Source organism: Ohtaekwangia sp., assembly GCF_036786105.1.
Lineage (GTDB): Bacteria > Bacteroidota > Bacteroidia > Cytophagales > Cyclobacteriaceae > Ohtaekwangia.
In genome coordinates this window covers 1-12,260 of sequence record NZ_DAIQRQ010000009.1, presented here as the reverse complement: position 1 = coordinate 12,260, position 12,260 = coordinate 1, and the positions used below count along the sequence as shown (strand labels likewise).

The 12,260-nt window shown below is 45.3% G+C and carries 12 protein-coding genes; 5 read left to right on the top strand and 7 right to left on the bottom strand.

The genetic code is table 11. The features are described 5' to 3' along the window. Together V7Q33_RS06445 and V7Q33_RS06440 are read left to right on the top strand one after the other, a co-directional pair. Positions 1-581, top strand: a 581-nt coding sequence (locus tag V7Q33_RS06445) for an efflux RND transporter permease subunit (RefSeq protein ID WP_333819304.1), incomplete at its 5' end; no start/stop codon positions are given. 150 nt (positions 582-731) lie between these two features. Then, complete coding sequence (locus V7Q33_RS06440; protein WP_333819303.1) at positions 732-1,970, top strand: metallophosphoesterase; 1,239 nt, start codon at positions 732-734, stop codon at positions 1,968-1,970. 46 nt (positions 1,971-2,016) lie between these two features. On the opposite strand, the gene V7Q33_RS06435 is transcribed toward V7Q33_RS06440, so the two are convergent. The 5 genes from V7Q33_RS06435 to V7Q33_RS06415 all read right to left on the bottom strand — a co-directional run bounded on the left by V7Q33_RS06435 (position 2,017) and on the right by V7Q33_RS06415 (position 5,523). Next, positions 2,017-2,556, bottom strand: coding sequence for an NAD(P)-binding domain-containing protein (locus V7Q33_RS06435; RefSeq protein WP_333819302.1), 540 nt, complete (start codon positions 2,554-2,556; stop codon positions 2,017-2,019). Between the two features lie 7 nt (positions 2,557-2,563). Beyond that, positions 2,564-4,072, bottom strand: a complete 1,509-nt coding sequence (locus V7Q33_RS06430) for a gluconokinase (RefSeq protein ID WP_333819301.1) — start codon at positions 4,070-4,072, stop codon at positions 2,564-2,566. A gap of 141 nt (positions 4,073-4,213) precedes the next feature. Further along, positions 4,214-4,666, bottom strand: coding sequence for a DoxX family protein (locus V7Q33_RS06425; protein WP_333819300.1), 453 nt, complete (start codon positions 4,664-4,666; stop codon positions 4,214-4,216). A 65-nt stretch (positions 4,667-4,731) separates the two neighbouring features. Continuing rightward, entirely contained in the window at positions 4,732-5,103 is a 372-nt protein-coding gene (locus V7Q33_RS06420) for a hypothetical protein (RefSeq protein WP_333819299.1), read from the bottom strand. A gap of 93 nt (positions 5,104-5,196) precedes the next feature. Next, positions 5,197-5,523: an RNA recognition motif domain-containing protein gene (locus tag V7Q33_RS06415; RefSeq protein WP_331980051.1), complete on the bottom strand. Its 327-nt coding sequence runs from the start codon at positions 5,521-5,523 to the stop codon at positions 5,197-5,199. Between the two features lie 496 nt (positions 5,524-6,019). Between V7Q33_RS06415 and V7Q33_RS06410 the strand changes: the two genes are divergently transcribed. Together V7Q33_RS06410 and V7Q33_RS06405 are read left to right on the top strand one after the other, a co-directional pair. Continuing rightward, complete coding sequence (locus tag V7Q33_RS06410; protein WP_333819298.1) at positions 6,020-8,581, top strand: family 20 glycosylhydrolase; 2,562 nt, start codon at positions 6,020-6,022, stop codon at positions 8,579-8,581. 5 nt (positions 8,582-8,586) lie between these two features. Further along, positions 8,587-9,774: a DUF5009 domain-containing protein gene (locus V7Q33_RS06405; protein ID WP_333819297.1), complete on the top strand. Its 1,188-nt coding sequence runs from the start codon at positions 8,587-8,589 to the stop codon at positions 9,772-9,774. 103 nt (positions 9,775-9,877) lie between these two features. Here V7Q33_RS06405 and V7Q33_RS06400 read toward each other — a convergent pair whose 3' ends face one another. Both V7Q33_RS06400 and V7Q33_RS06395 read right to left on the bottom strand, forming a co-directional pair. Continuing rightward, positions 9,878-10,102 carry a DUF6576 domain-containing protein gene (locus V7Q33_RS06400; RefSeq protein ID WP_331980058.1) on the bottom strand — a complete coding sequence of 75 codons (225 nt, stop codon included), beginning with the start codon at positions 10,100-10,102 and terminating at the stop codon, positions 9,878-9,880. Positions 10,103-10,191: 89 nt separating this feature from the next. Then, on the bottom strand, positions 10,192-10,917 hold the full coding sequence (locus V7Q33_RS06395; RefSeq protein ID WP_331980060.1) for a head GIN domain-containing protein: 726 nt from the start codon (positions 10,915-10,917) through the stop codon (positions 10,192-10,194). 414 nt (positions 10,918-11,331) lie between these two features. Between V7Q33_RS06395 and V7Q33_RS06390 the strand changes: the two genes are divergently transcribed. Next, a complete protein-coding gene (locus V7Q33_RS06390; RefSeq protein WP_333819295.1) occupies positions 11,332-12,237 on the top strand; it encodes an SAM hydrolase/SAM-dependent halogenase family protein in 906 nt (301 codons plus the stop codon). Positions 12,238-12,260 lie beyond the last annotated feature (23 nt).

The window sequence follows — 12,260 nt, the reverse complement described above, 5'->3', positions numbered from 1 at the left end:
GATTGATCTTTATGATTCTTGTAATTCAGTTCAACTCAGTAAGCAAGCCGCTGATCATTCTTTCTGAAATTATATTCAGTGTGATTGGTGTATTGCTGGGCTTCTCAACATTCCGGATGGAGATTTCCATTGTGATGTCGGGTGTAGGTATAATGGCGCTGGCGGGTGTGGTGGTTCGTAACGGTATTCTTCTCGTGGAATTTACAGATTTGCTGATCTCGCAAGGTATAGGATTGAAAGATGCTGTGATCGAAGCTGCGCGCACACGTATGACGCCTGTGTTATTGACTGCCATGGCTGCAACACTGGGGTTGATACCGCTGGCGGTAGGATTGAACATCGATTTCGTAACGTTGTTTACAGAGTTTAATCCGCACATCTTCTTTGGTGGCGATAACGTTGCCTTCTGGGGACCTCTTTCATGGACAATGATCTTTGGATTGATCTTCGGTACATTCCTTACGCTGTTCCTGGTGCCGGTAATGTATTTGCTCGCAGCGAAACTCAGAGCAAGAGTTTTCCGCAAGAGCAAAGAAGAAGTGCATCACGTTGGAGCGGAAGAAACTGTTGCTACGGCATAAAAATACAAGCAGTGAGTTAATCGTTAACCACAGGTAATTAAAGGTTTAGTTTGGTTTTTATGGTTAACGATTAACTTTCTGCATGAGAAACTAAAAATCTGAAAAAGTCGTCTGTATTAATGGACGACTTTTTTAGTTATGAGAAATCGGATGATGACATTGATAATCTTCACAGTGCTGTTCCTGGTAATTGATTACTACGTATACCAGGCTATAAAAACAGTAAGTGAAGGCTGGGGGCCGTTGTGGAAGAATTTCCTCCGCATCGGCTTCTGGGTACCTACTGCATGGAGTATAGCCGCATTGGTGTGGTGGACATTGGGCGACCCGTATGCAGCCAGTACAAGCACGCGTAACTGGATTATTACCGGATTGGTGGCTACTTATTTTTCGAAATTATTTGCCGTTGTTGTTTTGTTCGTTGATGATATATACCGCGGCATAAAGTGGATGGCTAAATACTTTTACAAAGGCCCTTCCAATGATTTGCCAGGCGATGCCATTACTCGCTCTGACTTCCTTGCAAAAACAGCACTGGCAGCAGCGGCTATACCGTTTGGAACCATGGTATACGGTATAGTATCCGGAGCACATGATTATCGCGTGCGCAGAAAGACAGTATATTTTCCAAAACTGCCGAAGAAATTTGATGGTATAAAGATCGGTCAGCTATCCGATATTCACTCCGGAAGCTTCTTCAACAAGGTGGCCGTAAAAGGTGGCGTTGAAATGATGCTGAAAGAGAAACCGGATATGATCTTCTTTACCGGCGATCTGGTTAATAACGAATCATCAGAAGTAAAAGAGTATATCGATATATTTAACAAACTCAAGGCACCGCTTGGTATATATTCCGTAACCGGTAATCACGACTATGGTGACTATCATCATTGGGCATCGCTTGCAGCCAAGCAACAAAATTTTAAAGACCTGATGGAAGCGCACAAGCTTCTCGGATTTGATCTGCTTATGAACCAGCATCGCTTCATTTCGGTAGAAGGAGAGAAGCTGGCTGTGATCGGCATTGAGAACTGGGGAGGAGGACGATTTTCCAAATATGGCAAGCTTGAACAGGCTTACGCGGGCTCGGAAGATGCGCCGGTAAAATTACTGCTCTCGCACGACCCGAGCCATTGGGATGCACAGGTGCGTACACAATACCCCGATATAGATATAGCGTTCGCAGGTCATACCCACGGATTTCAATTTGGTGTGGAGATTGGCAATGTAAAATGGAGCCCGTCTCAATATGCATACAGGCAATGGGCCGGATTATACCAGGAAGGTTCTCAATACTTGTATGTAAACCGCGGTTTTGGATACCTGGGATATCCCGGAAGAATAGGAATGCCTCCGGAATTGACGATCATTGAATTGAAAAGAGCTTAGTCGTTTAGGTTCGGAATTCAAAATTCAAGGTTCAAAGTTCAAGGGATTATTGTTCAATGTTCAGAACGGCATGACCGGAGCCACTGCGGCCGGCATATATATAGCCTTTGCTGGCTATACAGCTCCAGATAGGTTCACAATGATTGAATGCAAAACGATTGCCTCCGATTGTGATACGCCGGCCCGTTACCTCAGAGTCAGAGATGCGGTTAACAGCGCAGTCCAGGTAATTGATTTGAAGTGCCTGTGCCTGTTGTGCCCTGCGTATCGTATCCTGGCGAAAAGAGTCACTTACATCCACCAGTATATCGCCAACCGAGAGATACCCCAGGAGCTCATCCAGGATTTCATCGAGCCGGGACTCGTCAAGCAACAGTAGGATTACCCGCTTGCTGGTCGTGCTTTCCGCAAGCTCCTTCAATGAATTAACGGCACAGATGCCGTACTCCTGGAGATCCGATGTATTCCCATCCTCTGGATCTGCGTCCAGGTCATAGATAATTACTTCGTGGTTTTTAGACCTAAGAGAAAGTGCAAGTAGAGCGCCTAGCCTGGTGTGGCCGATCAAACCGATCTGCATATCCATAATTCTGTTATGATAAAGTGGTTGCCTGCATTTCTGAAAGAATGCTCATGTTGAGCAGCAATGTGCTGGTAAGGTTTCGGTATACCGGAAATATACTATCGCGATAGATAGCATGATTCTCCGGACGTGGTGTAAAGATGCGTATGGTGGCAGGTTTCAGCGAGCTGTAATCGGTAAGACCTTCCAGTTTCTTCAATGCTATATACGCCGCACCCATAGCCGAGGCATCATCGCTGCTTACCAGCCCGATCGGTTTCCCGAAGATATCGGCAAGCAGTTGCATCCACCGTTCTGAGTGAACAAAGCCTCCGCTTACATTCACCTGTTGAATGGTTAGCCCCGATTCTTCCAGGCACTGACTGATGTTATACAAGGCCATGGATATACCTTCCAGCACTGCGCGTGTAAAGTGCGATTGTGTGTGCCGCGATGTAATGCCGAAAAATACACCACACGTTTCGCTGTTCCAAAGCGGAGCACGCTCGCCTAAAATATAGGGCAGAAAGATCAACCCGCCGGCTCCTGCTTTTATACTATCAATCTCTTGTATTACTTCTTCATAGTCAACTGAAGAGATCAGTTCCTTCTTCAGGAAGTTCAGCATATACCATTTCAAAGCTACGCCTCCGTTGTTGATTGGCCCTCCGGAGATAAACGTATTTTCGTCCAGCCGGTAGTTGAAGGTCATTGCGTTGAAATTGAAAGTAGGCTTTGTACTGGCTACGCGTATCGCGCCACTGGTACCAATTGTAAGGGCGGCTATACCATCGTTTACCGCGAAGCTTCCTACGTTGGCGCAGCAGCCATCGCTCGCACCGGCGAAGAAAGCTATATTTACCGGCAAGCCGATTTGATTGGCTATGTTTTCAGCCATTAACGGACGTGAAAAGCTTGTGCCTACCGGCAGTGAGAGTTTATCTTCCGATATGCCACACAGTTCAAGCGCCTGCGCATTCCACGTTAGCGTTTCAATATCAAACAATCCGGTGGCAGATGCGATCGAATGGTCGATCTCATATACACCGAACAGTCTGAACCAGATATATTCTTTGATCGATATATACTTATAAGCCGATTTAAAAACGGATTCATCCTGCTCGTGCAGCCAGATAATCTTGCAGAGCGGAGACATGGCGTGGATAGGTGTACCGGTTCGCTCATACAAAAAGGCAGCTTGTGGCGAATTTTTAATGCGTTCGGCAATACCGGCACTGCGATTGTCTGCCCACGTAATCATGTTCGTAATGGGCTCGCCTTTCTCATTCACCGGTATAAAGCTGTGCATGGCGCTGCTGAGCGCTATTCCTTGTGGCGGCTGACGCATGAAGGCAACGCTGCGAGATATACATTTCAAAAATGCCTGCCAGATCAACTCCGGTGCCTGCTCGCTATAGCCAGGCCTGGGCGATAACGTTGGGTAAGCAACTTGCTCTGTATGTATAGCTTTGCCGGAGTAGTCGACAGCGACAGCCTTTGTACTGCCCGTTCCGATGTCGATGCCGAGAATGTATTTCATGATGTGATCAAAGGCTCCAAAGTACAAAATTTCCGAAACAAGGAGCCAGGAGGATGAGATGGAAGGTGATGAGGGAGCGGTATAAAAAAGAAAGGCATCCGTGTTTATCCGGATGCCCTCGGTTTAGGTTAGGAGAATGCATTACAGATGTGTTGCCTGCATTTCTTTTCTGCGCTTGGCATCAATGGAGTAGCGCCCTGCACCAAACACCATAAACATAATTAAACCAACCAATACGACAATAGACAGCCATAATTCCATGTGGTGACCTATAGAAAGAAAACCTTTCGGATAGTTTACCATGAATACAGCGCCAATCAGTATCGGTACCTGAAGGAAACATACTATACGTGTGAACAATCCAAATGCGATAAGCGGGCCCCCACAGATATGCGCAAACACAACATAGTGCGCCAGTGTAGCTCCTGCGAAGTATGTATTTACTCCTGAAGCTGTCATCTCCAATTCGTGCATGTGCGTAATAAAGTACAGACCTTTATACGTAATAAATATTCCCAGCGCAATGCGGAAAATATCGAGAAAATCAGGGCGGTGACTGTTACCCCATTTTTCTACTTCGGTGATAACATTCATAAACTTTTCTTCTTTTTGATATATACAAAGTTTACGAAAATACCCCGGCAAAACCAAGAAGAATATTATAAATCAGGAGCTTCCGGTTTCTCGTTCCGTATTCGCAGAAACCAGTATATGATAAAGGTAATGGCGCCGAAGAAAACGAAAAGCAAGATCCAGACGATGCGCTCTGTCTGATCTATAGCTTTGTTCATGGCAGCGTGAATGATATAAAAAATATGCAGCCCAAGCGATAGCATGGAAAGCAACAAGATGGGTATAATAAAAGAAAGTATACCTGTAATAACGACACTATCGGGTGGCTCATGTGTTTCGCTTGCTTTGATTGTTTCCATTACAAAATGAAATATTTCAAAGCCTATATAGGGCACAACAAGGAAGGGGAGGAAGGTTAGCACGCAAACAATGATCTTCTGGGTATGGCTGAGTTTCATAGAGCGTTCTGTTTTTTATACAACGAATATAAAAAAACTGCCCGGGTTCTCCGGGCAGCTTCTTAAGAGTCTTTGGTTATTCTCTCCGTTGAATTAATAATCGTTGTTATTACTTCTGCGGTTATAACCACCGCCACCACCGCTTCTGTATCCACCACCGCCACTGCGAGGTGCATCAGTTTTCGGTCTTGCTTCGTTTACTACGAGGGTTTTGCCCAGGAAGTTGAATCCGTTGAGGCTAGTGATAGCTTGACGGCCAGCAGCCTCGTCTGCCATTTCGATAAAACCGAAACCACGGCTGCGCTGCGTAACTTTGTCCATGATGATCTTGGCTGAAGAAACTTCGCCATACTCTTCAAATAATCCCCTCAATTCCTGTTCGGATGCCTTAAAAGGGATGTTGGCAACGTAAATGTTCATTGTTTAAAAGATAAATGAGAAATTAATTTTTGAAAACTGACAGACTTCGACTGGAACTACTCGCGAATTTCTTCTGAGGGCGGCCTCAGTAAAGAATGACAATTAACAAGTGCAAAATAGAAATAATTTTTGATTTTTTACAATTCTTTAATTTCTGTCGTTTTAAAAGGTCAAAACGCAGCTTTTATAGCGGGTGAGTATTAAGCTTTAATTTTTGTAGCGACTTTCTTAGCGGTTCAGGTTTGTGTGTATGTTATGACACGCAAAGGAACAAACTTTTCGCAAAAACACAAATCTATATCATCACTTCTATGGAATTTTTATAGTTTTTAACGGCATCTATACCTATATATCGCAGTGTGCCGTGTGTGATGTATACCGTATGCCGCGTGTGTGGTGTGCTTCTAAATTATTTTTTCAGGATGGAGATCAGCGTTTTCAATTCATCTATATTCACGGTTGCATACCAATATACATAATCCAAGATTGACCTTTCATGAGAACATTTCTGCTTGCAGCATGGGTGTTTGTGGCACTCTCCGCGCAATCACAATCATCAACCACGGATCCTGAAAAATTACAGGTACAGTGGGAAGTGATCGAAAATAATTACCAGCACAAGTCACAATTCCTCTCGGCCTTTACCATTACAAATACGAACAAACAAGACTGGCCCGCTACCGGCTGGACACTATATTTTAATTTTATTCGCACCGTTGACCCTGCTTCGGTAACCGGGAATGTATCCATCGAACATGTAAACGGAGATTTCTTCCGCCTCGTACCCAAGTCGGGGTTTTCTGGGATAAAGGCTGGTGCTTCTCTTCGCGTAGAGTTTGCGTCCAGCGACTGGGTGGTAAATTTTACCGATGCACCTGCAGGACTTTACATGGTGTGGGACAGCAATCCTGCGAAAGGTATTGAACTCACCCACTACACCATCAAGCCCTCTACAGAGCCAAAACAATATTTGCGATTTGCGGGTGACAAGATCGGGCTGATCACTCCGCAAATGATCTTTGAGCAAAACCTGACTGCCAGGCCTGTTGCCGCCGAAAAACTTATTAAAATATTTCCAACTCCGGCCCGCTATAAAGAGCAATCAGGTTCTTTCAGCCTTACCGGTGATGTAGCCATTGTAACGGATGCTGCCTTCCGGAAAGAAGCGGAACTTCTGGCCGGTGATCTGCAACCTGTATTTCATAAAAAAGCATCCATTACCACGGCCGGAAACGCAAAAGGTATACAATTAAAAAAAGACGAAACAATTTCTGAAGAAGGGTATACACTGTCAGTAAAACCAGATGGTATAGTCATCGCAGCATCTTCCGGAGCCGGTATAGTATATGGTATTCAATCCCTGAAATCACTCCTTGACCCATTGGCCTGGGCAGGAACAAAAATTGCTATAGCTGTTCCGCTGGTAGATGTGGAAGATGCTCCCCGGTTTAAGCATCGCGCTTTCTTTTTAGATGTAGCCCGCAACTTTCAGCAAAAGCAGCAGATATTAAAACTGCTTGACCTGATGGTGCTCTATAAATTGAATGTGCTGCACCTTCATTTGAATGATGATGAAGGGTGGCGCCTGGAAATTCCATCCTTGCCCGAGCTTACCTCCATTGGTTCGAAGCGCGGTCATTCACCTGATGGTACTACAGCCTTGTGCCCATCGTTTGGTTCGGGACCTGACGTAAACAATCCGCATGGCAGTGGCTATTATTCACAGGAGGACTATATCGAAATTCTTCGCTATGCCACGGCCCGGCATATTCGTGTTATACCCGAAATAGAAACACCGGGCCATGCGCGGGCTGCTGTAAAATCGATGGATGCCCGCTATGCAAGATTGATGAAGGAGGGTAAGAAAGATGAAGCTGAAAAATATTTACTGCGCGATCCGGAAGATCAGTCGGTATATCGTTCGGTGCAGGGTTGGAATGATAACGTGATCAACGTAGCCATGCCATCGACCTATACTTTCCTTGAAAAAGTAGTGGATGAAATAATGAACCTGTATCAGCGTGCAGGCGCACCGTTGCTAACCATTCACGTTGGTGGCGATGAAGTTCCGGCTGGTGTGTGGGAGCGTTCACCGGCCTGTAAGAAACTGATGCGCGAGAACCCTTCATTAAAATCAACCGAAGATCTCTGGTATTACTTCTTCGGCAAGGTAAACAGCATCGTTATGAAAAGAGGGCTCTCGCTTTACGGATGGGAAGAGATTGCCATGCGTAAAACAAAACTGGATGGCGAAGCACGCTATATACCCAATCCCGATTTTGTAAATAGCAATTTCCAGGTAGATGTGTGGAACAATATGTTGGGTGCGGGTGCTGAAGACCTGGCCTATCGCCTGGCAAATGCTGGCTATAAAGTGGTGCTCTCGTGCGTAACCAATTTATATTTTGATATGGCCTATTACAAAGCATTCGATGAGCCCGGTTATTACTGGGGAGCTTTTATAGATGTGGATAAACCATATTACTTCATTCCATACGATTACTTCAAAAATGCGAAGGAAGATAAATTTGGTAACGCGCTCGATCGTTCTATCTTCATTGGCAAAGAGCGGCTAACCGATTATGGCAAGTCAAATATAGTGGGTATACAAGGAGCACTCTGGGCCGAGAATATGCTGGGCCCTGAGCGTATGGAGTATATGATCCTGCCGAAGATGCTTGGACTGGCAGAACGTGCCTGGGCAAAAGATCCCGCGTGGGCTACTGAGAAAGATGCCGCGAAGAGTGAAGCACAATATCAGCAGGCATGGTCTGAATTTATAGCCACCGCAGGCTTGCGTGAATTGCCGCGACTTGATCATTACGCAGGTGGCTTTCAATATCGCATACCATCGCCCGGTGCCGTGATTCAAGATGGCAAGGTAGTTGCCAACATGCAGTACCCTGGCTTTACCATTCGCTATACTACCGATGGCAAAGAACCTTCACTGAAGAGCACAATCTATAGCGGACCGATTGCGAAAAAAGGAACCATTCACCTCAAGGCATTCAATGCCCGTGGCCGCAGTGGCAAAACATCAACCATTGTTAATCCGTAATCGCCATGCATAATGCTCTTACCACCCAACGCATACTTTCCATTGATGCGCTTCGCGGTATCACCATACTGGTTATGATCTTTGTGAACGAGCTGGCGGGTGTACAGGGCATACCTGCGTGGATGAAACACATGCCCGCAAATGCCGATGCCATGACGTTTGTAGATGTAGTATTCCCCGCGTTCCTGTTTATTGTTGGCATGTCTATACCTTTTGCCATCAACAACCGTATTACCAAAGGCGACAACCTGTTGCAGGTGCAGCTTCATATTTTATTCCGTACCCTCGGCCTGCTTGTACTTGGTGTGTTTATAGTAAATGCAGAAGGTGGTTATAACAAGCAGGCTATGTCAATGCCCATCGCGTTGTGGTCGTTGGTGTTCTATGCAGGTGTAATTTTGATCTGGAATGTATATACATTCTCTTCCAAAACGATCGTTTATATACTGCGGGCCACAGGTATTGTATTGTTGTTGATACTGGCATGGCTCTACAGGGGAGGAGAGGATGGAACACAGACACTCACACCGCAATGGTGGGGTATATTGGGACTTATCGGTTGGGCTTACCTGGCAAGCTGCATACTATACCAGCTCTTCCGCGGAAACCTGATTGGCATCGTGATTGCCATCGCAGCGTGTGTAGCGGTTTATGGCGCGGGTAAATCCTCTGCAGAGCAGGGTGAAGCAAACTGGCTCTCCGGTTTGGGCGGACATGCTACACATACCTGCCTGGCATTGTGTGGCATGGCGGTATCACTCGTGTTCTTCGACCAGAAGAGAAAGCTTGATCTTACCAAACGATTTATAGTAGCCTTTGTATTTGCAGCTGTACTCTTCGGCGCAGGGTATATATTGCGACCCTTTTATACGATTTCCAAAATCTATGCAACGCCTACCTGGGCGCTCTATAGTGCCGGTATCTGTACCCTTATTTTTGTATTTTTATATAGGCTCATTGACCTGCAAAAGGTAAGTGGCTGGACTTCGTTCTTCCAGCCGGCAGCGTCTAATCCGTTGCTCACCTATATTATTCCGTTTATTATCTATGCAGCCATGAAGCTGGTGCACGTTAGCTGGCCTGCTATATTTTATCAGGGAGCGGCCGGTATACTTTGGTCCGCTATATACGCGGTGCTGGTGATGACGGCTGTAATCGGATTAAACAAACTGAAGATAAGGTTACAGCTATAGCACAATGCCATAACCGAAGGCAGCGAATGCAGAACCCTCGATCAGTTTTAATCAGTAATGGAAAAATGAAGTGTAGGGATGGGGAATGCTTCCCATACGGGAGTTATTTCTTTCCCGATAACTCATCAAGTCGTCTTTTTTCGCCGGGAGTAAGGCTATCGATGCCGCGGGAGTTGATCTTGTCTAGCAGGCGATCCATTTCCTCCATGCGCTCCTTGCGGGCAGCATTGTATTTGTCATCCTTCGTTTCCAGGTTGCGGCTGAATAATCTGTCCCGGAAAATGTAGGTTAGGATGGAGGCAACTATTAAAATTCCAAATAGACCCATAGTGTTACGAACGTATATACATCGTGTTACGAATGTATATAAAAGTACGACAGGAGGCCAGTACAGTCCCCTGTCGTACGTGAAAAATATTAGTATGCGCGGTCTACCGTTCCGGATCCATATATTTTTTTTACGGCTGTTTTTGTATTGCCTTTGTGCTTGATTGATCCGCTGCCCAGGATCGTTGCATCAATATTGTTCGCTACATTCAGTTCGCAGGTACCGCTGCCACTCACTTTAGCTTTAGCAGTTTCCAGCGGGCAGTTGAAACCCTTCAAAGCACCACTTCCACTCACCAGGGCATCGATGGAAGTAGCATACCCTTTCAGAGTAAGTGTACCTGAGCCGCTCACTTCTGCTTTTACGGTGTTGCCTTTTACATCGACCTCCATACTGCCATTGCCATTTACCGCGAGGTACATATAGTCGGCAGCAATAGAGTTTTCAGAGATAACCTTGCCGCCACCATTCACCTGCAGGTCGTTAATGTTTTTTACACTTACATATACCTTCATGGTAGGATTCAGCTTGATGTCATCGATCTTGGCCCAAAGGCTTTTGTTCGGATTGTCGGGCTTACGTTCCATGTTAATCATGAGTACGCCATTCTCTACCTTAATGTCCGTGAGACTATAAATCTCAGTCAATGCTTCTACCGTTACTTCCTGCTTATTGGTTTGCTTCAGGTATACCGTGTAATTGGAGTTTACATAGATGCCTTTAAATTCAGGGAGCTCCAGCGTCTTCTTGGTGGTTTGTGCAAAAGCGGCAGCCGCAAAAAGCGTAAGCACGCAAATGACGAATACTTTTTTCATGTAGATGTTGGTTAGTTTTTCAGAGCATGTTTCGCCATGCCAGCATCCTCACGGACGCACAATGGCAGGGTTCATGATCAAAGGATCAAGTAACGATCAGCCGATTAAATTATAAAATCATCCTGACGATTAAAAGAGGCGTTGAACGCTTGGAATGCAACTCAGGTATACAAATTCAAGGCAAACCCTACTTGGGTTTCCTGAAAATGGCCTTCATAATGAGAATAAAGGCGATACCCCCAATACACATCAGGAACAATACGGTGGGCGTTATCTGGTTAACAGCATGCATGTTTGGGACGTGTTGATGTGTTTAAGTGTTGACGTATTTAAGTAAGTGCAAAGATACAGGTTTGTTGATTGATAACAGGGAGTTATTTTTAAAGAATATAACACGTTAAAAAAATCATATATATGATGATGAGGTATACATTTTTTTTTCTGGTTGTGTTGCTTGGTATCAATTGTTCCATGATGGCGCAGCCGCGGGCGTTGGTATTTCAATCGGATTTTGGATTGAAAGATGGAGCTGTTTCAGAGATGAAAGGAGTGGCCTTCGGTGTGTCGCCTGATTTGAAGATGTTTGATGTTACGCACGAGATTCCCGCCTATAATATCTGGGAGGCATCATATCGGTTGTTTCAGGCTGCACCATACTGGCCGGCAGGCACCGTGTTCGTATCCATTGTTGATCCGGGTGTTGGTTCAGCACGAAAGTCGGTAGTACTTAAAACAAAATCGGGCCATTATTTTGTTTCACCCGATAACGGAACGCTTACGCTCGTAGCCGAACGGTTGGGTATAGATGAAGTGCGCGAGATTGATGAAGCTGTAAACCGGTTAAAAAATTCCGAGAAGTCATATACGTTCCATGGCCGCGATGTGTATGCCTATACCGGGGCACGGCTGGCATCCGGTGTGATATCGTTCGAACAGGTAGGCCCCAGGCTTAGTCCACAGGTTGTGCAGATCGATTACCAGAAACCTGTCATTGAAAATGGTGTCATTAAAGGAAATATACCCGTACTCGATATTCAATACGGCAACATCTGGACAAATATAGATCAGGCTACATTTCAAAAGCTCGGTGCCAGATTGAATGATAAACTACATATTACCATCTATAAAAACAAGCAAGCTGTATTTGAAGGTGATGTGCCGTATGCCAATACCTTTTCAGCCGTACCGGTTGGACAGAACATGGCTTACCTCAACAGTCTGTTAAACTTCTCCCTTGCTATAAATCAGGGAAGCTTTTCAGAAAAGTATAAAGTATACAGCGGAGCTGAGTGGAGCATTGCGGTGATGAAAAGCCGATAGTGATCGGTTATCGTTATCCGTTA